The following is a 19,632-nucleotide window of genomic DNA, read 5'->3' on the forward strand; positions in this document are numbered from 1 at the left end:
ACCGTCACGAGGGAGAGGGTCAATGAAGCACTTGCTGACACTGGCGGCCGTCCTGGCCGCCGGGGCACTGACGGCGCCAAACCAGACGTCCGCCCAGGCCGTGAGCTGCCCGGTGAAGATCGGCGGGATCCTGCCGATGACGGGCTCGATGGCGCCGATCACCAAGAAGATCGCCGAGGCGGCGCAACTGGCGCTCGACCACATCAACCAGGGCGGCGGCATCAAGGGCTGCCCCGTCGAACTCGTCCTGCGCGACGACCAGGGCCAGCCGACCGTCGGCGTCGACGCGGCCAAGTACCTCGTCGAGGTCGAGCGCGTGCCGGCCATCACCGGAACGATCTCCTCGGGCGTCACCGGTCCGATCATCTCGTCGATCACCGGACCGTCCAAGATCGTGCAGATCAGCTGCTGCTCCACGGCGAGCGCCTTCACGCTCGACGGCCGCAGCGGCGGCTATTTCTTCCGCACCCTGCCGACCAGCAAGACGCAGGCCTTCGCCACCGCCTCCGAGATCGCCCGGCGCGGTCTCAAGAAGACGGCGATCATCTACGTCAACACCGACTTCGGCGTCGACATGACGCGCTTCATCAAGGAAGCGCTGCCCAAGCTCGGCGGCGAGTTCGTGGTGGAAGTGCCCTACACCGACAACCAGCCGAGCTACCGCGCCGAGGTCACCAAGGCGCTGGCCGCCAAGCCTGAATCGCTGATGCTGGTCGGCTTCCCCAAGGATGCCGTCACCATCGTCCGCGAGTGGCTGTCGCTGGGCGGCTCGCCCAAGATCGCGCTCAACAACTCCATGCGCGTCATGGACTTCGTGAACGGCGTCGGGCCGAAGTTCCTCAACGAGTCCTTCGGCATGGACAACGCCCAGGTCGCCGGCGCCACGGTCGACGCCTTCAACAAGGCTTTCGCCGAGAAGTACAAGTACGACAGCAACGGGCCCGGCGTGCACACCCAGTACGACGCGCTGATGGTGCTGGGCCTGGCGATGAACATCGCCAAGGACCTCACTGGCCCGTCGATCAAGGACGCGGTGCGCCAGGTCCATGCGGCCGGCGGTGCCCAGGTCGGCACCGGCCCGGACGAGTTCAAGAAGGCCGTCGCCCTGATCAAGGAGGGCAAGCCGATCAAGTATTTCGGCGCCACCGGCCCGATCGAGTTCGACGCCAACGGCGACGTGACCGGCCCCGCCCTGGTGTGGAAGATCGCCGACGGCCAGATCGTCACCGACCGCGTCATCTCCATCGAGGAGATGCAGGCGCTGTTCAAGAAGGTCGAGTAAGGGACTTGGCATTGGCCTGGAGGATGTGAATGGGGTCGTTGGGCCCCCTTTTCACAGTCCTCCATCCCCCAGCGCGTCCTGCCCGGGCTTCGGCCCGGGCATCCACGACTGAAGCTCCCAGCCGCTCCAAAGTCGTGGGCGGCCGGGCCAAGCCCGGCCATGACGGCTGAGACAATCGAACGGACTTGTCACCAGGGCGGGCGTTCAGCCGCCGGCCAGCCCCAACTGCCGCAGCACCGCGGTGTGCAGCGGCGCCCCGGGCTTGGCGAGCGCGCCTGTCAGGATGTCGATGTGGTTGGCCATCGCCACCACGTGCACCTCGACCCGGTTGCCGGCCGCGCGCCAGGCATCGGCGAGTTCGAGGGACTGGTCCACGAACTCCTGCGTCTCGCTCCCGCCGACCGTGACGATGAGCGGGGCCGCCTTGCGCGGCACGTGCCGGAGCGGGCTCCAGCGCGCCACCTCGTCGACCGTGAACCCCAGCGTGTCCTGCTGGAAGCTGCGCCGCAGGGGCTCGAGTTCGAACACACCCGAGATCGCCACGCCTCCCCTGACCGCGCCGGCCGGGATGCCGTGCCGAGCCTGCCAGTCCGGATCGAGCGCGATGGCCGTCAGTTGCCCGCCGGCCGAATGGCCCGCGACGTGGAGCGAGGCCGCGTCGCCGCCGAAGTCGCCGGCATGCTGCGAGAGCCAGTGCAGGGCCTGCCCGAGATGGTCCACGATGCCGTCCATGCGCACGGACGGGATGAGCGGGTAGTCGATGACGGCCACCAGCGCGCCGCGCGGGGCGAAGGCCCCGCCGACGAAGCTGAAGGTCGCCGCGTCGAGCGACTTCCAGAAGCCGCCATGGATGAACACCAGCACGGGCGCGGGTCCGCGGCCGGCCGGCGGCATGAACAGGTCGAGCGTCGCCTCCGGACCGGGGCCATACGGCACCTTGAGGCGGTGCGGGACGTCGCGCCGGGCCGCCGCGGAAGCGTCGAGGCGCCGCTGCATCACGGCGGGAAGGTCCGCGATCGTGTCGAGGGTGAACTGCGCGTCGAGCGCGGCGCGGTCGGGGTAATGTCGCCAGAGCATGGCGGCAGTCTGGCAGCATGGGCGGCAGCAATCCAGAGGCCATGCTACAAGGCCTGACCCGGGAGCCATGCACGATGTCCGACCCTGCCGCCCTGTCCCATTGCGCCACCGCCCACGTCATGGCCGAGGCGGACGCGGCGTTCCGGTTCATGGCCGACCCGATCGCGCTGGGCGGCTGGTCGTTGGGCTGCATGCGGACGCGACCCGACGGCGACGACGGGCTGCATACGGGCGAATCGCTCTTCGACGGCGGCCGGGGCTGGTTCCGCATCCAGGCCGATCCCGAGCGCCTGACCGTCGACTACGGCTTGGGCACGCCGCAGGCCCTCGCATGGCGCATCGCGGCCCAGGTCGTTCGCCCTGAGCGCTGCGCCCTGCCGGCCGGCACCTGCTACGTGTCCCTGATCGCCTGGCGCCCGGCCGGCATGGCCGACGAGCGCTGGCGACGCTTGTGTTCCGCCCACGAGACGGAAATCCTGCTCATCAAGGCCCAGATCGAGTCCGGATACCGGCCGGACTGAGCGCAAGCCTCCAACATTCGGATCCCGCCATGACGGCCCATGCCACCACTGCCCCCTTCCCCGTCGACGCGATCCGCACGCGCTTCCCGGCGCTCGAGCAGGCGGGATCCTTCGTGTTCTTCGACAATGCGGCCGGCGCCCAGGTGCCGCGCACCGTTCTCGACGCGGTCGTCCACCACCTCGTCGACCACAACGTCCAGCGCGGCGGGCGCTACGACAAGAGCCGCCTCGTCGATGCCGGCGTCGCCGAGGCCCGTGCCTCGGTGGCGCTGCTGCTCAACGCCGACTCGCCGGACGAGGTGTGCTTCGGCCTGAACGCGACCTCGTTCATCCGCCTGGTGAGCCTGGGGATCGGCCAGGGCATCCAGGCCGGCGGCGAGCGCGACGAGATCGTCGTCACCGACCTCGACCACGACGCCAACGTCGCCACCTGGACGGCGCTCCAGCCGATGGGCGCCAAGATCCGCGTCTGGCACATGCGGGAGGACGGCACCCTGAACCCGGCCGACCTCGCCCCGCTGCTCGGTCCGCGCACGCGGCTCGTGGCCTGCACCGCGGTGTCGCACGCCCTGGGCAGCCTGGTCGACCTTCCGGCCGTGTCGAAGCTCGCCCATGACGCGGGCGCCGAACTCTTCGTCGATGCCGTGCACTACACCCCGCACGCGGTGGCCGACGTGAAGGCGTGGGGCTGCGACTATCTCGTCGCCTCGGGCTACAAGGCGTTCGCGCCGCACATGGGATTCCTGTGGGGGCGCTTCGACGCGCTGCGGCGCCTGCCGACGTTCCGCGAGGATTTCATTCCCGACCGGCCGCCCTACAAGGTCGAGGCGGGGACCTTCGTCTACGAGAACGTGGCCGGCATGAACGCCGCCATTGCCTATGTCGAGGGCCTCGGCCGCGAGATCGGCGGCTCCAACGGCGCCGACCGCCGGGCCGACCTCGTCGCCGGCTTTGCGGCCATCCGCCGCCACGAGACGGACCTCGCGCGGCAGATGCTCGAGGTGCTGCGCGACGCGGGGGCGACCGTCTACGGCATCGCCGACCCGGCGCGGGTCTCCGAGCGCGTTCCCACCATCTGCTTCAACCTGCCGGGCGCCGAGCCGGCCGCGTTCGCGGAGGCGATGAACGCCGAGGGTTTCGGCATCCGCGACGGCCACATGTATGCGCCGCGGCTCATGGGGCGCCTCGGGCTGGCCATGGACTATGGCTGCCTGCGCGTCTCGCTCGTCCACTACAACACGGCCGACGAGATCCGGCGGTTCGCCGAGGCCATCCCCCGGGCACTCGCCCGGCTGTGAGCCGGCCGGGGCCCGCGCGCGACCGTTAACCAGCTACAACCGCTCCTGCGCGCAGACTCTCGCGCCGGGGCGCGTTGGTTGATAATCTGTTAAGCGTCAAATTACGCCCACAACGGTCCAAGCCTTTGGAATTCCGCGGGAAACTTTCCCTTTGGCAGCGGTTCGTCCGCGCCTTCGAGCGCTTTGATTCGTGGACCGCCTCCTCGATCAACGAGGGCGGCCGCAATCTCTCGTCGGCATGGGACCGCTATTCGGCCGTCATGGACCGCTTCCACGTGACGGGCGGGTGGCGCGTGGCCACGGACCTGGCCTGCGAGGGGCTGACGCTGTCGGTGGGTGGGCTCCTGCTCATGCTCACGCTCGCCATCCCCGCGTTTCGCGAGGTCGGCGGCGACGACTGGCTGAAGAAGCAGGACCTCGCCGTCGTGTTCCTCGACCGCTACGGCAACGAGGTCGGACGGCGCGGCATCCGGCACGACGACTCGATCGCGCTGGAGGAATTCCCGGACCACTTCGTGAAGGCCGTGCTGGCCACGGAGGACCGGCGCTTCTACGAGCATTTCGGCATCGACGTCATCGGCACGAGCCGCGCCCTAATGGCGAACGCGCGGGCCTCGGGCGTCGTCCAGGGTGGCTCATCGATCACGCAGCAGCTCGCCAAGAACCTCTTCCTGTCGAACCAGCGCTCGATCGAGCGCAAGATCAAGGAAGCCTTCCTGGCGCTGTGGCTGGAGTTCCATCTCAGCAAGCGCGAGATCCTCAAGCTGTATCTCGACCGCGCCTACATGGGCGGCGGCTCGTTCGGCGCCACGGCAGCGGCGGAGTTCTATTTCGGCAAGTCCATCAAGGACGTCTCCCTGGCGGAGGGCGCGATGCTGGCGGGCCTGTTCAAGGCACCCACCAAGTACGCGCCGCACCACAATCTTCCCGCCGCGCGGGCGCGCGCCGCCGACGTTCTCTCGAACCTCGTCGATGCCGGATACATGACCGAGGGGCAGGTCTACGCCGCGCGGCGCAACCCGGCCACGCCGGTGGACCGCAAACAGGAGATCAGCCCGGACTACTACCTCGACTGGGCGTTCAACGAGGTGAAGCGGCTCGCCGACGACGGCAAGCTGGGCAGCGATCGCGTGCTGACGGTGCGCACGGCGCTCGACACCAGCATGCAGAAGCAGTCGGAGAACGCGCTGGAGACCATCCTGAGGCAGCAGGGCGACGCCTATGACGCGTCGCAGGCGGCCACGGTCGTGATGGAGCCGGACGGGGCCGTGCGCGCCATGGTGGGTGGCCGCGACTACGGCGCGAGCCAGTTCAACCGCGCCACCGATGCGCTGCGCCAGCCGGGCTCCTCGTTCAAGCCGTTCGTCTACACGGCGGCGCTGATGACCGGGAAGTTCTCCCCCGCGACCATCGTTACGGATCGCCCCGTGTGCGTGGGCAACTGGTGCCCCAACAACTACGGGCGCTCCTATGCCGGCTCCATGCCGCTGGCTGTCGCCCTGGCCAAGTCGATCAACACGATCCCGGTGCAGCTCGCCACCGCCATCGGCGACGGCAACAACAAGGCCGGGCGCGCCAAGATCGTCGACACCTGCCGGGTCATGGGCCTGACCACGCCGCTCACCGACACCGTCTCGCTGCCGATCGGCGCCGCCGAAGTGACGGTGCTGGAGATGACCGCCTCCTATGCCGTGTTCGCCAATGGCGGCAAGAAGGCCGATCCCTACGCCGCGACCGAGGTTCGCAACTCGCACGGCGACCTGATCTACCGGCGCGACCGCGACGCCCTGCCCCCCAAGCAGCTGTTCCCGCCCAACATCATCGCCGACATGAACACGATGCTCGTGAAGGTCGTCGAGGAGGGCACGGGCAAGCGCGCCCTCCTGCCCGGTGTGAAGGTGGGCGGGAAGACCGGCACCACGAACGCCTATCGCGACGCGTGGTTCATCGGCTTCACCGGCAATCTCGTGGCCGGCGTCTGGTTCGGCAACGACGACTACTCGTCGACGAACAAGATGACCGGCGGTTCGCTGCCGGCCCAGGCCTGGCACGACATGATGCTCCCGGCTCACCAGAGCGTCGAGCTGAGGCCCATGCCCGGCATCGCCCCGGCCGCCCCGGCCGCGGTGGCGGCGGCGGGGTCGGGCAAGGGCTTCGAGGTGCTCTCCGCGCCGCAGCGGCCCGCCGTCCTCAACAAGCGCTCGCTCGATGCGCTGGGCGGCATCGAGCAGGTGATGCGCGACCTCGGCGGGCGGCGCGAGCTGCGCGGCGGAGGGTCCGTGTCCATCGAAACGGGTCGGGCCGTGGCGGACAACGGCCCGGTGCGCGCGATCGGCGGACGGATCGGGGTCCCGTGACGGACGCGACCATGACGACGCGCCGCCTTCGCGCGCAGGAGACCCGGCAGGCCGAGCCCGGCCGCGCGGCGCGCCGCTGGCGGCTGGGAGCGCTGCTGGCGACGGTCGCCATCCTGGCGATCGGTGCCGGCGTGGGGCTCGCCGGAACATGGGTCGCGGTCGAGCGCGGGGCAGGCTTCGGCGCGGTCCGCGTCGGACCCTGGACGGCCTTTCCACGCAACGGCTCCCTCGAGGCGGACCCGTATTCGCGGGCCATCGTGGCGAAATCCGGCGGGTTGCCGCTCGGCCTGGGCGAGGGCCTGTCCTTCACGGCGAGCCGCGACAGCGAAGGCCGCCCGCTGATCGGAAGCTGCACCTACCGCGTGGTCGGGCGCGTTCCGCAGACGCGGTTCTGGACGCTGACACTGGAGACGCCCGGAGGGGCGCTCGTCCCCAATCCGGCCCGTCGCTACGGGTTCACCTCGGCGGAGATCGTGCGCGACGGGCGCGGCGTGTTCACCGTCACGGTCGCCCCGGACGTGCAGCCCGGCAACTGGCTGCCGGTGCGCGAGGGACGCTTCGAACTGGTGATGCGCCTCTACGACACCCCCCTGTCGGGCACCTCGACCGTGATCGATCCGGGTCGCATGCCGCAGATCCTGCAGGATCGCTGCCGATGAACCCGCTCGCGCGCATCGCCTTCGTCGCGACGGCCGGGCTGATGCTGGCCGGCATCGTCCACCTGGGCTCGGTCCTGGCGATCCCGCGGCTGACGAAGCCCAACGCGGACGACCGGCTGGCTCCCCTGGTGCCGCTCCACACGATGACGCTGATGCCGCGCGCCGAACCCGGCAGCGCCGGCCTGCCCTTCGCCGATCCCGCGGCGGCCATCGCGGTGTGCCGCTTCGACCTTTCGGCGCGCCCCGTCCGTGTCGAGGCGACGCCGGGCGGCGCCTTCATGTCCTTCGCGTTCTACACGCCGACGGGTGGCGTTTTCTACGCGCTCACCGACCGCAGCGCGACGCGTGGCAAGCTCGAGGTCGTGCTGGTGACCCAGGCGCAGCTCGAGGAGCTGCAGGCCAACGATCCCGAGGACGAGCCGGTGAGCGAGCTGCGCCTCGTCGCCCCGGGGCGAACCGGCTTCGTGACGGTGCGCACGCTGGCCATGGAACCGGGGCTCCTGGAGGACGCGGAGGCGCGCCTGCGCACCGCCCGGTGCGGCGACGCCGGCGGCTGAGCCCGCTACTCTCCCCGGATGTTCGCCTTCTTCACGAGCTCGGCCCAGCGCGGGATCTGAGAGGCGATGTGGGCCTTGAAGGCCTCGGGCGAGGTCGTCCAGACGTCGGCGCCCTCGAGCGCGAGGCGGTCGACGACCGTCTTGTCGTTCATCGCCTTGCCGATCTCCACGTTCAGCCGGTCGACGATCGGCGCCGGGGTCCCGGCGGGAGCGACGATGCCGTACCACTGCGAGGCCTCGAAGCCCGGCAGCGCTGCCTCGGCGATGGTCGGAAGGTCCGGGGCCGCGGCCAGGCGCTGAAGCCCCGACACGCCGAGAGCCCGGAGTTTGCCCGCCTGAGCCTGCGGCAGGACCACCGGGGCGCCCGTCATGATCGTCTCGACCCGGCCGCCGATCACGTCCGTCACCGCGGGAGCGGTGCCCCGATAGGGGACGTGTACGAGGTCGAGCCCCGCCGCCACCGCGAACGCCGCCATGGCGATGTGGGCGGCGCTCCCGTTGCCGCCGGAGGCGTAGTTCAACTTGCCCGGGTTGGCCTTGATGTGGGCGATCAGCTCGGTCACGGACCGGGCCGGCACGTCCGGATTGGCGACCAGCACATTGTGGACGCGGGCGATCATGCTCACATGTGCGAAGCTCGCGAGCGGGTCGTAGCCGAGCTTGGGGTAGATCGACGGGTTCACGGCGAGCGTGCCGATGTGGCCCATCAGCAGGGTGTAGCCGTCGGGCGCGGCCTTGGCGACCGCATCGGCCCCGATCGATCCGCCCGCGCCGGGCCGGCTCTCCACCACGACCGACTGTCCGAGGGCAGCCTGCAGCTTCTGGCCGATCAACCGGGCCAGGATGTCCGTGGAGCCGCCGGGCGTGAAGGGCACGACCAGGGTGATGTTGCGCTGCGGCCATTGCTGCGCGAAGGCGGGCCGCCCGACGGCCGCCGCCGCGACCGATCCCGCCGCCCACCTCACCACGGTCCTGCGATTGATCATGCGCCGTCCCTCCCTGTGTTTTGCGGTCATGCTGTCGCACGGCCGTTTCATGCACAAGTTGGAACTTTGCTCGGTTTCGTGAAGCAGATTCATCGCCGCCGCGGACGGCGTTCCGGCTATTTCGGCGGCTTCTCGACCTCGGTCTTCGGCATGAACCGGACGTCCGGGCCCGACGGGATCGCCCGGACCCGCCCGGGCGAGGTGCAGCGCTCCAGACCGGCCCTGTCGGCGTCATAGGCCGTCAGGACGCGCTCCACCTTCACGGCGTCGCGGTCGGGGCTTTCGACGACCAGGTGCTCGAGCGAGTAGCGATAGGCGTCCAGGCGCTGGCGGCTGTTCTCGAACACGTTGCGCACCAGCGTCTGGTTCTCGTCGACGCGCGCTTCGGCCTGGCTGCGGACATAGGGGTCCGGATCGTCGAGCCGGTCGAGCGCCCGGGTCCGCACGCGGTCCATCTCCTGGACGCGGCAGGCCACCGCGACGAACCCACCCAGCAGGAGCCGGTCGTTCTCGATGTCCTCGCGCAGGCGCGCATAGCGCGAGCGCTGCGACCTGTCGGACCAGTTCTTGAGTGCCTCGTGGTAGGACACGGCACTCTGCCCGGCCCAGCTGACGGGGATGATGCGCTTGTTGGCGAGGTCACCGGCCTGGAATTCGAACCCCCAGCGTTCGCGCGTCGGCGTGATGAACTGCCAGGCGCGGTTGCGGAGTTCCTTCTCGTCGTCCGTCATCATGGACCACGATACGGGTTCCTCGCGGAGCATGGCCGAGGCCTTGCCCAGGAGCGGTCCCGCCGTGTCGTTCCACAGGCCGGGCTTCACGCGGCCGAAGTCACCCTTCTCGGCGCAGCCGCCCACGACCAGCGCCAGCGATGCGGCGAGGAGAACCGACAGGCCCGGTGCGGCACGCACTCCCACGGCGCGGCGGCTCAACCGTGCCGGGACGTGCCGCGCCGCCGCCCGTGCGCACGCTTGCGCGGGCTCGAGGGCTCGTCGCCGCCGGCATCGGCCTCGGCACTGCGCTCGTAGCGGACGCCCGTGAACAGCAGAATTGCGCCCATCGGCTCGTCCCGGTCGACGACAGGTCGGGGACGGCGGCGGGTCGGACTGGCGAAAGCGATGACGGCACCCATCTGACGATCTCCGGGCCAGCGATGCGGCAGGGTCCAACTGGCCACGTCATGGTTAACGAACCCTTAAGCGACCTCGGAAACGGGGGCCTGAGCCCATGGTCTTAACGTTGCAGTAACCATACCCGCGCGAGCATCAAGGAATCGCACCGCCACCCAAGGCACTCCCGCCATGCAGCCGATCACGTCTCCCGAGCTTCAGGGTCTCGTCGCCATCGCTCGCGAGCAGGGCCTCGACATGAAGCCCATCCTGCTGCGGGTCCTGACGGACCTCTACGTGGCGGCCGATCACCACACCCCCGACGAAGTGGTGCAGTTCCAGGACATCGCGGGCACGCTGGCGGGACAGGTGGACCGCGATGCCGCCCTGATCGCGGCATGCAAGCTCGCCAACTATGCCGGAACGCCCGTCGCCGTCGGCGAGGCCTTCGTGGCGCGCGGCGACGATGCGGCCCGGATCATCCTGGCCGACGCCGGCTGGCTGCCGAGGACCATCGTCCTGGCGCAGGCGGCAACCGGCGACCGCATCCTGGCGGCGGCCGTGGCCGCCCGCATGGACGTCGATCCGCCGCTGGCCCGCCTGCTGCTGGCCCGGCGCGATCCGCTGATCGACACCACCCTCGCCGCCAACACCGCAATCACCCTCGCCGATGACGTGAAGCAGGACCTGCTGTCGCGCGCCTGTGACGAAGACACCGTCGCCGCCGCCCTCCTGTCCCGCTCCGATCTCAGCGGCGGCGACCGGGCGGTCCTGTTCCTGCGGGCCGACAAGACCGGTCGCCGTGCGATCATCGACGAGATGGAGACGGTCGCGCTGACCAGCGGGCGCTCGCGCCAGACCCGGGCCGCCCCGCCCGAGATCGCGACGGGCCTGGAGACGGCGGCGATTTCGGGCGACGAGTCGGCTTTCGTGTCGCTGCTGGCGCTCGGCCTGGGCAGTCACCCGTCCAAGGTGCGCCGGCTCGTGGAGGATCGTACGGGCGAGGCGCTCGCCATCGCCCTCGTCGCGCTCGGCATCTCGGACGAGGTGCTGACGCGGATCTTCATGTTCCGCGATCCGCTGATCGGTCATTCGACGCAGAAGCTTTTCGGCCTGATCGACCTGTCGCGGCGCGTGTCGTGGGCCGCCGCCCACCTGATCACGACGGCGCTTCTCGGGCTGACGCCGCGCGATGCCCGTCCGGCGAGCCAGCCGGCGTCTGCCGCGGGATCGTCGCCGGCCCGCCGGACCGCCGATCCGGCCGCGCAGCCGCAGCAGCCCGCCGCCGCGCAGCGCAAGAAGGCCTGACGGCGGACGCGCGTCAGGCGCCGGCGAGGTCCAGGCGGGGCTCGCCGCTGCGGTCTTCCACCTCCACGATCCAGCAATCGGGATCGAAGCGGATTTCCCGCGTGAGCCGTTCTTCGGCGGCCGCGGGATCGATCGTCGGCGCCTCGTGCATCCGCACGAAGCGTCGCTCGAGGTCGCCGTCGTCGCCGAAGGCCGTCTGCGGGGCAGGACCGTAGAGCGCGCAGCTGCCGTCCAACCGGTCGATCTTCACGAACACGGCGCCGGCTTCCGCGGCCCCGCGCCGTCGCAGCATGGCCGGCACGTTCTCGACCCCGCACCGCCGGATGTAGGCCGAGACGAAGATGTCGCTGCGCAGGCGCATCGCTGCTTCTCCGGCGTCGCCGATCGGCGCCGCGGGGCTCAGTCCATCGCAATGCCCGAGGCGGCCGCCAGTTCGCGTGCCGTGCGGCCCGTCGCCTCTCCGGTGACCGGGAGCTTGCGGTCCTTCTCGAAGCGCTCGATGGCCTGCCGCGTGCCCGGGCCGAAGAGGCCGTCGGGCTTGATCGGACCGTAGTTCAGCTTGTTCAGGGCCCGCTGGGCCGCCAGGACTTGCCGGGTCGGCTCCTGCCGAGGGATCTCCGTCGTGCCGCCCGAGGACGCGCCGCCGCGCAGCATGTCGGCGATCGGGTCACGCGCCACGTTGGGAATGTTGGCCGGCGGAACGGGAGGCGCCTGGAGGGCGGCCGTCGACGGCTGCGGCGCCGGCGCGGGAGAAGCCGCCTGGCGCTGGATGCGAGGCGGCATCGGAACGGCGGCGGGCGCGGAGGAGGACTGCGTCATCGCCTGCTGCGCCGACGGCGCCGGGGCAGCCTGGGTCGCGGCGACCGGACGCTCGACTTCGGCGGGGGCTGCGGAGGGGGCGGCCGAGGGCGCCGACTGGGCGAGGTTCGAGGGCCTCGCCGGCGGCATCGGGGCCGGCTGCTCCTTCACCTCCCGCGCCGGCTTGAACAGCGGAGCGGGGTGCGGACCGCCCTGCAGGGCCAGCGCGTTCACGATGATCGCGACGCCGACGGCGGCGGCCGACGCGCCGACGATGGTGCGACCCGGGTTGCGGAACAGGGTCCTGAACATGGCCAGGCGGCGCGTCCGCTTCGCGGCGCGCCGCGGCCGCTGCTCCTCGAGCACGAAATCGTGGTCGGTACGGGCAAGCATTTCACGCACGTTTCTTGGCCCTCGCGGTATCGGAATGGGGAGAGGCGGCCTCGCCGGCGGCGGCCGGTCCGGGCTGGCCAGAGGCGGATTGGCCGAAGGCCTGGGCGATCACGACGGGTGCCTGGCCGGCGCGCGCCTTCGGGGGGCTTGCGGGCAGGCGGACCACCACGGAGGTGCCCTTGCCGGGCGCGCTGTCGATGGTCATCGTCCCGCCGTGCAGGCCCACGAGCCCGCGCACCACCGACAGGCCCAGGCCGGTGCCCTCGAACGGCCGGTCGTGGCCCGAGCGGACCTGGAAGAACGGCTCGCCGAGGCGCGGCAGATCCTCCGAGGGGATCCCGATCCCGGTGTCGGAGACGCGGATGGTGAGCCCGTCGAACTGACGGTCGAGCGCCACGGCCACCTCGCCGCCGCGCGGCGTGAACTTCACCGCGTTCGAGACGAGGTTGAGAAGGATCTGCCGGCAGGCCCTGCGATCGGCCACGATCGTGGGAAGATCGCTCGCCGTCGTGGCGTTGACGCGGACGTCGGACTGCTCGGCCTTCAGCCGCATCATGTCGACCACGCCGGCCAGGACGTCACCGCAGTCCACGGGCTCGGGATCGAGCGGGAAGGTGCCCGCCTCGATCTGCGAGATGTCGAGGAGCGTGTTCACGACGCCGAGCAGATGCTGGCCCGAGTTGTTGACGATGGTCGCGTATTCGCGCCGGCGCTCGGCATCGGTCGGGACCAGGCCGTCGTTGGCCAGGATCTCGGAGAAGCCGATGATGGCATTCAGCGGCGTGCGCAGCTCGTGGCTCACCATCGCCAGGAAGCGGCTCTTGAGCGCGTTCGCCAGGTCGGCCTCGCGGCGCGACTTCTCCAGCGCGTCGGCACGCTCGTGCTGCGCCGAAATGTCCCTGATCATGCACAGCACATGGCCGCGCACGTCGCTCGTCGCCGGAATGGCGCGGGCGCGCAGCTCGAACCAGCTGAAGGTCGGCGGCTGGAGGCGCTCGTCGGAGCCTCCCACGCGGATGCGCAGTTCCACCAGCGCCAGGCCCTCGCGCGCGGCCGAGGCGATGGCGTTAAGGAAGGCCGGGCGGTCCGCCACGTGCACGCGCTCGAACAGTCCGCGCCCGACGAGGCTGGCGGGCGAGGCGCCGATGACGGTCAGGGCCGAATCACCCGCCGAGACGACGCCACCCTGTTCGTCGTGATGCGTCACGAGATCGCCGAAGCCGGTGATGATGAGGTGGCGCTGGATGGCGACCTCCTCGTCGCGCACCAGGCGTATCTCGGCTTCCCGGATGATGTAGAGGCCGATCCCCACCGCGGCGGCGACCAGGGCCAGCTGCTGCGCGAGGACCGAGGCGGACGCTCCGCCGGCGAGAAGCCCCGCCGGGCCTGCCACCGCGAGAACCACGAGCGCCATGGAGGCGAAGGCCGCGGCGAGCGCCAGCGCGCGGCGATGGCCGATGATGGCCGCCTCGACCACGAGGATCGGCAGGAAATTGAGGAACGGCGTGCCGAAGCCCTCGCCGTGTGTGGCCAGCCACAGCAACGCCACCGACAGGCTGAGATCGGAGGCGGCGAGCGGCAGGGGCAACGAACCGCGGCGCGAGACCCACACCGCCATTCCGGCCTGGAGCACGAGTGCGACGATGGCGACGAGGGTCGGGCTGTTCAGGGCGCCGTTGACCGCCAGGGCCACGGGCACGGCGGCAAGGCCGACACTGCCGATCGCGAGGCGGGTCGCGATGAACCACTGGTGCTGGGGGCGCAAACGGGGATCGTGAGCGGCCGCCGGATGCACGAGCGCGCCCAGGTGACCTCCGATTCCCGACAGACCCGGGCCAATACGCACGTCGGACGTTCCTTGCGACGCAACCGTTACACGGTGAACTCGCATCAACATCGCAGTTCGGCCTTAAGCGAAACCTAAGCATGCCGTCTGCGGAGGCCTGTCGTGCGAGTTCGCTGCTCGGCGGGCCTCCTGCAGTACAGCGCGTCGAGGTGAATGTTTTGTTGCTTGGCCTTGACCGTCGTCACTTTTGACGCGCCGTTAAGCGCCGGACGGCATTGTCGCGACACGGATCGGGACCAGGACCATGGCCTTCATCATCCGCGCCGCCCTCGTGGTCGGCGCCATCTACATGCTTTCGCCGATCCGGTCGGACGAGCCCGCGGTCCGGCCGCAGGACCTTGCCGCCGAGGCCGCCCGCATGGCCGCAACCAAGGCGATGGAAGCCTGCGCCGCGCATCCGGAGACCTGCGCACGGCTGGCCGCCGGGGCGGCAGCCCTGCATCCCTCCGTCGCCGCGCCGCCCTCCGGCGGTCCCGCGATCCCGATGCCGCCGCTCCGGCGGGATGCCTCGAAATAGGGGTCGCGGCGTTTTTCCCGGCGGCGTCTCGCCGCGGAGCCCGTTATATAGCCGTCCGGTCGGCCGGCACGGCGCGCCGGCCCTTGGCATGGATCCGGTCATGAGCCTCTCGATCGACGACATCGTCGAAAACTTCAGCTTCCTCGACGACTGGGACGACCGCTACCGCTACCTGATCGAGCTCGGGCGGATGCTCGCGCCGATGCCGGAGGCGGCGCATACCGACGAGAACAAGGTCCGCGGCTGTGCCAGCCAGGTCTGGCTCGAGACCCATGTCGATCGCAGCGGCCCGGAGCCCGTCCTGAATTTCCTGGGGGACAGCGACGCCCACATCGTGCGCGGCCTCGTCGCCCTCGTCCTCGCCTTGTATTCGGGCCGCCCGGCCCGGGAGATCGTGGCGACGGACGCCATGGACCTGTTCCGCAAGCTCGGCCTGTCCGAACACCTGACGCCACAGCGGTCGAACGGCGTCCGCTCCATGGTGGAGCGCATCCGCCGGGACGCCGCCGCGGCCGCCGCCGGCCAAGGCTAAAGCTCGCCACGGCACGGGGCCGTCAGGGGCCGGTCGCCTCACTGGGGGTGGCGGTCCAGGCCCGGATACCGAGCGACCCGCCCGGTCCGTGCGCGGCCGGCGCGTAGCCGTAGTGGTCGGCGAGCCGCCGAAGCGCCATCGCCAGCACGACCTTGGCCGAACGGGCGGGCCATCCGCGCTCGGCCTCGACCGTCTCCAGGCCCTTCAGGAATCCGCAGACGTCGAGGAGCAGGCCGGCAAAGTCGCTCCCGACCGCCTTGATCGCATGATCCAGCCTTTGGCGTGCCGCGATGCTGCCATGGAGCACGTCCGCCGCGCCGCCTCGCCCCCCGGCCCCGCGTCCTCCCAGCGACGACCAGTCCGCCGTGACCCGCGGCATGATGCCGGCGCGCGTGATGTCGGCGCGCAGCCGCTCCCCGGCCGCGAAGGCCGCCGCATCGATGAGCGGCCGGCCTTCCTTGTCCTTGCGCCGGCGCAGCCAGGCGAGCGGGCTCTCCCCCTCGTCGACCAGGGCGTCGCGCGGAAGACCGTCCGTCTCGGCGGCGGGCCGGAGGGGGGTGTGCTGCGCCAGCCATTCCGGCGTCCCCAGCTGTGTGGCGGCCAGGCGGCGCAGGCGGGCCTGGCCGGCCGGTGTCGGGACGATCCGCCCTTCGATTTCGGCCGCGAGGCCCGCGCTCACCAGGGCACTCCATCCGGCTGCGTCGGTCGGCCGGGCTTCGGCCGGCAGGTCCGCGAGCCGGCGCAGCGCGGCATCCTGGTGGCGTGACGCGCTCTGGCGTGGACGCGGTTGACGGGACGGGGAACGAGCCATGGTCGCGCCTTTCAAAATTGACAAAATATAGGAAAAAAAGCTTACATTCGCCCGCCCCCGGGTCAACCATCCGGGAGTTGCAGAGCCCCCCAATGCAAAAGGGCACCGGAACCCGGTGCCCTCCGCCGCAATCCTCGTCGTCCCGGCGCAGGTGCCGGGAGGGATCTCACTTGCGCTTGCGGCGCTGCTGGCCCAGGCCCATCTGCTTGGCGAGCGCGGACCGCGCCTGCGCATAGTTGGGGGCGACCATCGGGTAGTCGGCCGGCAGACCCCACTTCTCCCGGTACTCCTCCGGGGACATGTTGTACTGCGTGCGCAGGTGGCGCTTCAGGGACTTGAACTTTTTCCCGTCCTCGAGGCAGATGATGTAGTCGGGAGTGATCGACTTCTTGACGGAAACCGCGGGCTTCGGCGCTTCCGCCGGAACCTCGACGGCGCCCGACGAAACCCGCAGCAGCGCTCCGTGGACATCACCGATCAGCGAGGTCAGCTCCGTGGCCGACACGGAATTGTTGCTGACGTACGCAGAAACGATGTCTGCCGCCAGCTCGATGAAGTTCGGGGCGCTCAGTGTCTCGGCCATGAGGATTATTTCCTTCAGTCGGATGGGCGCGCAAGGTCACGCGCTTTCGTTACCGGTTGTTTAGGTTGAACGGCAAACCGATGCCAAAACTTGCGTCGAGACGCCGGTTACGCTCGTGCAGCTCTTGACGGGACTTGGTCAGGGGGGAATCCACCTGCGATTCAACTTCGCTTCAGGGTCTATGTCAGGCACGATGTTGTTGCAATAGAAAAGTGCCTTGGCAGCGTTCATTTCCTGATCTGAACGTGGCGTTGCTAAAGACAACATCGAACCGCGCATATTTTGCGATCCACGACAAGCAAGCCGCGCAAAGTCCGTGCCAGTGTCTAGTTGTCGCGCCGCTTGCGGCGCGGCTTTTTCGGCTTATCTGACCAGTGGGGGACGCTGTGCCGGAGAGCTCATGATCACGGACGACGCACGACGCAAGGTCACCAAATCGGACGCCGAGTGGCGCGCGCAGCTCACGCCGGAGCAGTACCGCATCACGCGTCGCCACGGCACCGAGCGCGCGTTCACCGGCCCCTGGCTCAACGAGAAGCGGCCAGGCCGGTACCATTGCGCCTGCTGCGCGGCAGCCTTGTTCGAAGCGCGAGCCAAGTTCGAGTCCGGGACCGGCTGGCCGAGCTTCTGGGCCCCGGTGGACGAGGACGCGGTCACCTCCCACGAGGACCGCTCCTGGTTCATGCGCAGGACTGAAATCCGCTGCTCGCGGTGCGACGCGCATCTCGGCCACGTGTTCCGGGACGGCCCGGCCCCGACCGGCCTGCGCTACTGCATGAACGGGCACGCGCTCGATTTCCGCCCCGGCTGACCCGGTCCGCCGGGGTGGCTGACCGGAGCCGTCATCCGCGCTAAACCGGGCCGACCCTTCCGTATCGCGACTTTGTCCTGAGGACCGCCCCCGATGACCATGTCTTCCTCCGCGCCGCGGGCCGAGCCCCGTCCCACCGAGACGGTCGTGCACGGCCACGTGCTGCGGGACGATTTCGCCTGGCTCAAGGCCGAAAACTGGCAGGAGGTCCTTCGGGACCCGACCAAGCTGCCCGGCGACATCCGGACCTATCTGGAAAGCGAGAACGCCTACGCCTCCGCCCTCATGACGCCGCTTGCCGAACTGCAGGCGTCGCTGGTCGCCGAGATGCGCGGTCGCATGAAGGAGGACGACGCCACGGTCCCGGCCCCCCACGGCGACTGGGCCTACTACACGCGCCACCGCTCCGGGGGGCAGCACCCGCTCGTGTGCCGGACGCCGCGCAACGGCGGCCTGGAGCTGATCATGCTCGACGGCGACGCGCTGGCCCACGGAAAGCCGTTCTATCACCTGGGCTCGCGCCAGCATTCCGACGACCATCGCTATCTCGCCTGGAGCTACGACGAGGCGGGCTCGGAGTTCTACACGATCCGCGTGCGTGACCTGGAGACGCTGGAGGATCTGCCGGACGTCGTGGGCGACGCTTCGGGAGACGTGGTCTGGGACAAGGCGGGCTCCAGCTTTCTCTACGTCGTGATCGACGCGAGCCATCGTCCGCGCCAGGTGAAGCGGCACGTGCTCGGCCGGCCCACGGCCGAGGACGTCCTCGTCTACGAGGAGACGGCGGACGGCTGGTTCGTGCACCTGGAGCAGAGCCAGTCCGGCGACTACGCCTTCATCACGATCAGCGACCACGAGACGACCGAGGCCTGGATGCTGCCCCGCGCCGACCTGGGGGCGCAGCCGGTCCTCATCGCGCCGCGGGAAGAAGGCATCCGCTACGAGCCCGAGCACCTGGGCGACCGCCTCGTGCTGCTCACCAACGCCGCTGGCGCCGAGGACTTCAAGATCGTCACGGCCCCGCTGGGGACCGCGCCGCGCGAGACGTGGAGCGATCTCGTCCCCCACAGGCCCGGCGTCCTCATCCTGTCGATCGCCGTGCTGTCGCGCTGGCTGATCCGGCTCGAGCGCGAGGAGGCGAGGCCGCGCATCGTCGTGCGCGACCTCGAGCACGGCGGCGAGCATGCCGTCGCCTTCGACGAGGAAGCCTATTCGCTGTGGGCGAGCCCCGGCTACGAGTTCGAGACCGACACGCTGCGGTTCGTCTACTCCTCGCCGACGACGCCGTCGGAAACCTACGACTACGACCTCGTGGGGCGGGGCCGGACCCTGCTGAAGCGTCAGACCGTCCCCTCCGGCCACGATCCGGCCCGCTACGTGGTCCGGCGGCTCTTCGCCACGTCGGAGGACGGCGCGCAGGTCCCTGTGACCGTCCTGCACGGCCGCGACCTCGTCGTCGACGGGCGGGCGCCCTGCCTCCTCTACGGCTACGGCGCCTATGGTCATGCCATTCCGGCCGCCTTCGACACGCGCTGCCTGTCGCTGGTGGACAGGGGGTTCGTCTATGCGATCGCCCACATCCGGGGTGGCACGGAGAAGGGCTGGGCCTGGTACACGGGCGGCAAGCGGGCGGCCAAGACGAACACCTTCAAGGATTTCGTCGCGGCCGGGGAGATGCTGGCCGCGGAGGGCTACACGAGCCGCGGACGCGTCGTCGCGCAGGGCCGCAGCGCCGGGGGCATGCTGATGGGGGCCGTCGCCAACATGGCGCCCGACCTGTTCTCCGCGGTCATCGCCGAGGTTCCCTTCGTGGATGTGCTGGCGACGATGCTCGACGCGTCGCTGCCGCTGACGCCGCCCGAGTGGCCCGAATGGGGCAATCCGATCACCAGCGCCGAGGATTTCGAGACGATCCGCGCCTACTCCCCGGTGGACCAGGTGACCGGCCAGCGCTACCCCGCGATCCTCGCGGTCGGTGGCCTCACCGATCCCCGCGTCACCTACTGGGAGCCGGCAAAATGGGTGGCGCAGCTGCGTGCACGCGCCACGGGCGGCGGCCCCTTCGTGCTGCGCATCGACATGGACTCGGGCCACGGCGGCGCATCGGGGCGGTTTGACCGCCTGAAGGAGATCGCCCAGTCCTACGCCTTCGCCATCGCCGTGGCCGAGGGGCGCCTGCGGGCCTGA

General features: G+C 70.2%; 20 protein-coding genes. 11 read left to right on the forward strand and 9 right to left on the reverse strand.

Annotation, left to right across the window (positions count from 1 at the left end):
* Positions 1-22: 22 nt before the first annotated feature.
* Positions 23-1,282, forward strand: a complete 1,260-nt coding sequence (locus Q0Q47_RS00535) for an ABC transporter substrate-binding protein (RefSeq protein ID WP_293853233.1) — start codon at positions 23-25, stop codon at positions 1,280-1,282.
* Between the two features lie 204 nt (positions 1,283-1,486).
* Here the strand turns inward: Q0Q47_RS00535 and Q0Q47_RS00540 are convergent, their stop codons facing one another.
* On the reverse strand, positions 1,487-2,359 hold the full coding sequence (locus Q0Q47_RS00540; protein ID WP_293853235.1) for an alpha/beta hydrolase: 873 nt from the start codon (positions 2,357-2,359) through the stop codon (positions 1,487-1,489).
* 74 nt (positions 2,360-2,433) lie between these two features.
* Here Q0Q47_RS00540 and Q0Q47_RS00545 point away from each other — a divergent pair, with 74 nt between their 5' ends.
* The 5 genes from Q0Q47_RS00545 (at position 2,434) to Q0Q47_RS00565 (ending at position 7,751) form a co-directional block, all read left to right on the forward strand.
* The gene (locus Q0Q47_RS00545) at positions 2,434-2,880 is read left to right on the forward strand and encodes a hypothetical protein (protein WP_293853237.1); all 447 of its coding nucleotides are present in this window, start codon (positions 2,434-2,436) and stop codon (positions 2,878-2,880) included.
* A gap of 29 nt (positions 2,881-2,909) precedes the next feature.
* On the forward strand, positions 2,910-4,178 hold the full coding sequence (locus Q0Q47_RS00550) for a cysteine desulfurase-like protein (protein ID WP_293853239.1): 1,269 nt from the start codon (positions 2,910-2,912) through the stop codon (positions 4,176-4,178).
* Between the two features lie 260 nt (positions 4,179-4,438).
* Positions 4,439-6,535 carry a transglycosylase domain-containing protein gene (locus Q0Q47_RS00555; RefSeq protein WP_293853240.1) on the forward strand — a complete coding sequence of 699 codons (2,097 nt, stop codon included), beginning with the start codon at positions 4,439-4,441 and terminating at the stop codon, positions 6,533-6,535.
* Positions 6,536-6,546: 11 nt separating this feature from the next.
* Positions 6,547-7,194 carry a DUF1214 domain-containing protein gene (locus Q0Q47_RS00560; protein WP_293853242.1) on the forward strand — a complete coding sequence of 216 codons (648 nt, stop codon included), beginning with the start codon at positions 6,547-6,549 and terminating at the stop codon, positions 7,192-7,194.
* Complete coding sequence (locus Q0Q47_RS00565) at positions 7,191-7,751, forward strand: DUF1254 domain-containing protein (RefSeq protein WP_293853244.1); 561 nt, start codon at positions 7,191-7,193, stop codon at positions 7,749-7,751. Before Q0Q47_RS00560 ends, Q0Q47_RS00565 begins: the two co-directional genes overlap by 4 nt.
* 5 nt (positions 7,752-7,756) lie before the next feature.
* Here the strand turns inward: Q0Q47_RS00565 and Q0Q47_RS00570 are convergent, their stop codons facing one another.
* The 3 genes from Q0Q47_RS00570 to Q0Q47_RS00580 form a co-directional block, all read right to left on the reverse strand.
* Positions 7,757-8,737 (reverse strand): tripartite tricarboxylate transporter substrate binding protein, encoded by a 981-nt coding sequence (locus Q0Q47_RS00570; protein ID WP_293853245.1) that lies wholly within the window; start codon positions 8,735-8,737, stop codon positions 7,757-7,759.
* A gap of 116 nt (positions 8,738-8,853) precedes the next feature.
* A complete protein-coding gene (locus Q0Q47_RS00575) occupies positions 8,854-9,654 on the reverse strand; it encodes a hypothetical protein (RefSeq protein ID WP_293853247.1) in 801 nt (266 codons plus the stop codon).
* 11 nt (positions 9,655-9,665) lie between these two features.
* On the reverse strand, positions 9,666-9,797 hold the full coding sequence (locus Q0Q47_RS00580; RefSeq protein WP_293853248.1) for a hypothetical protein: 132 nt from the start codon (positions 9,795-9,797) through the stop codon (positions 9,666-9,668).
* A gap of 241 nt (positions 9,798-10,038) precedes the next feature.
* Between Q0Q47_RS00580 and Q0Q47_RS00585 the strand changes: the two genes are divergently transcribed.
* Entirely contained in the window at positions 10,039-11,154 is a 1,116-nt protein-coding gene (locus Q0Q47_RS00585; RefSeq protein WP_293853250.1) for a DUF2336 domain-containing protein, read from the forward strand.
* Between the two features lie 13 nt (positions 11,155-11,167).
* Here the strand turns inward: Q0Q47_RS00585 and Q0Q47_RS00590 are convergent, their stop codons facing one another.
* From Q0Q47_RS00590 to Q0Q47_RS00600, 3 genes are read right to left on the reverse strand one after another with little or no spacing between them, the layout of a single operon-like run.
* Positions 11,168-11,515, reverse strand: a complete 348-nt coding sequence (locus Q0Q47_RS00590) for a DUF1491 family protein (RefSeq protein ID WP_293853251.1) — start codon at positions 11,513-11,515, stop codon at positions 11,168-11,170.
* A 38-nt stretch (positions 11,516-11,553) separates the two neighbouring features.
* Entirely contained in the window at positions 11,554-12,345 is a 792-nt protein-coding gene (locus Q0Q47_RS00595; protein ID WP_293853253.1) for a peptidoglycan-binding domain-containing protein, read from the reverse strand.
* Position 12,346: 1 nt separating this feature from the next.
* Entirely contained in the window at positions 12,347-14,191 is a 1,845-nt protein-coding gene (locus tag Q0Q47_RS00600; RefSeq protein WP_293853255.1) for a PAS domain-containing sensor histidine kinase, read from the reverse strand.
* Between the two features lie 244 nt (positions 14,192-14,435).
* Here Q0Q47_RS00600 and Q0Q47_RS00605 point away from each other — a divergent pair, with 244 nt between their 5' ends.
* Both Q0Q47_RS00605 and Q0Q47_RS00610 read left to right on the forward strand, forming a co-directional pair.
* Positions 14,436-14,708, forward strand: coding sequence for a hypothetical protein (locus Q0Q47_RS00605; protein WP_293853257.1), 273 nt, complete (start codon positions 14,436-14,438; stop codon positions 14,706-14,708).
* Between the two features lie 100 nt (positions 14,709-14,808).
* Positions 14,809-15,240: a SufE family protein gene (locus tag Q0Q47_RS00610; RefSeq protein ID WP_293853259.1), complete on the forward strand. Its 432-nt coding sequence runs from the start codon at positions 14,809-14,811 to the stop codon at positions 15,238-15,240.
* Positions 15,241-15,262: 22 nt separating this feature from the next.
* On the opposite strand, the gene Q0Q47_RS00615 is transcribed toward Q0Q47_RS00610, so the two are convergent.
* Positions 15,263-15,919 carry a DUF6456 domain-containing protein gene (locus Q0Q47_RS00615; RefSeq protein ID WP_293853260.1) on the reverse strand — a complete coding sequence of 219 codons (657 nt, stop codon included), beginning with the start codon at positions 15,917-15,919 and terminating at the stop codon, positions 15,263-15,265.
* 298 nt (positions 15,920-16,217) lie between these two features.
* On the reverse strand, positions 16,218-16,634 hold the full coding sequence (locus tag Q0Q47_RS00620) for a MucR family transcriptional regulator (RefSeq protein WP_293853262.1): 417 nt from the start codon (positions 16,632-16,634) through the stop codon (positions 16,218-16,220).
* 400 nt (positions 16,635-17,034) lie between these two features.
* On the opposite strand from Q0Q47_RS00620, the gene msrB reads away from it, so the two are divergent.
* Together msrB and Q0Q47_RS00630 are read left to right on the forward strand one after the other, a co-directional pair.
* Positions 17,035-17,445 (forward strand): peptide-methionine (R)-S-oxide reductase MsrB, encoded by a 411-nt coding sequence (gene msrB / locus Q0Q47_RS00625; RefSeq protein WP_293853263.1) that lies wholly within the window; start codon positions 17,035-17,037, stop codon positions 17,443-17,445.
* A gap of 93 nt (positions 17,446-17,538) precedes the next feature.
* The gene (locus tag Q0Q47_RS00630; protein WP_293853265.1) at positions 17,539-19,632 is read left to right on the forward strand and encodes a S9 family peptidase; all 2,094 of its coding nucleotides are present in this window, start codon (positions 17,539-17,541) and stop codon (positions 19,630-19,632) included.

This window comes from uncultured Alsobacter sp., assembly GCF_945952055.1.
In the GTDB taxonomy this organism is placed as follows: domain Bacteria; phylum Pseudomonadota; class Alphaproteobacteria; order Rhizobiales; family Beijerinckiaceae; genus Alsobacter.

Excerpts from the sequence above, each read along its gene's own strand:
- Q0Q47_RS00535 (WP_293853233.1), top strand. The coding sequence starts at position 23 with ATGAAGCACTTGCTGACACTGGCGGCCGTCCTGGCCGCCGGGGCACTG.
- Q0Q47_RS00540 (WP_293853235.1), bottom strand. The coding sequence starts at position 2,359 with ATGCTCTGGCGACATTACCCCGACCGCGCCGCGCTCGACGCGCAGTTC.
- Q0Q47_RS00545 (WP_293853237.1), top strand. The coding sequence starts at position 2,434 with ATGTCCGACCCTGCCGCCCTGTCCCATTGCGCCACCGCCCACGTCATG.
- Q0Q47_RS00550 (WP_293853239.1), top strand. The coding sequence starts at position 2,910 with ATGACGGCCCATGCCACCACTGCCCCCTTCCCCGTCGACGCGATCCGC.
- Q0Q47_RS00555 (WP_293853240.1), top strand. The coding sequence starts at position 4,439 with ATGGACCGCTTCCACGTGACGGGCGGGTGGCGCGTGGCCACGGACCTG.
- Q0Q47_RS00560 (WP_293853242.1), top strand. The coding sequence starts at position 6,547 with ATGACGACGCGCCGCCTTCGCGCGCAGGAGACCCGGCAGGCCGAGCCC.
- Q0Q47_RS00565 (WP_293853244.1), top strand. The coding sequence starts at position 7,191 with ATGAACCCGCTCGCGCGCATCGCCTTCGTCGCGACGGCCGGGCTGATG.
- Q0Q47_RS00570 (WP_293853245.1), bottom strand. The coding sequence starts at position 8,737 with ATGATCAATCGCAGGACCGTGGTGAGGTGGGCGGCGGGATCGGTCGCG.
- Q0Q47_RS00580 (WP_293853248.1), bottom strand. The coding sequence starts at position 9,797 with ATGGGCGCAATTCTGCTGTTCACGGGCGTCCGCTACGAGCGCAGTGCC.
- Q0Q47_RS00585 (WP_293853250.1), top strand. The coding sequence starts at position 10,039 with ATGCAGCCGATCACGTCTCCCGAGCTTCAGGGTCTCGTCGCCATCGCT.
- Q0Q47_RS00590 (WP_293853251.1), bottom strand. The coding sequence starts at position 11,515 with ATGCGCCTGCGCAGCGACATCTTCGTCTCGGCCTACATCCGGCGGTGC.
- Q0Q47_RS00595 (WP_293853253.1), bottom strand. The coding sequence starts at position 12,345 with ATGCTTGCCCGTACCGACCACGATTTCGTGCTCGAGGAGCAGCGGCCG.
- Q0Q47_RS00605 (WP_293853257.1), top strand. The coding sequence starts at position 14,436 with ATGGCCTTCATCATCCGCGCCGCCCTCGTGGTCGGCGCCATCTACATG.
- Q0Q47_RS00610 (WP_293853259.1), top strand. The coding sequence starts at position 14,809 with ATGAGCCTCTCGATCGACGACATCGTCGAAAACTTCAGCTTCCTCGAC.
- Q0Q47_RS00620 (WP_293853262.1), bottom strand. The coding sequence starts at position 16,634 with ATGGCCGAGACACTGAGCGCCCCGAACTTCATCGAGCTGGCGGCAGAC.
- msrB (WP_293853263.1), top strand. The coding sequence starts at position 17,035 with ATGATCACGGACGACGCACGACGCAAGGTCACCAAATCGGACGCCGAG.
- Q0Q47_RS00630 (WP_293853265.1), top strand. The coding sequence starts at position 17,539 with ATGACCATGTCTTCCTCCGCGCCGCGGGCCGAGCCCCGTCCCACCGAG.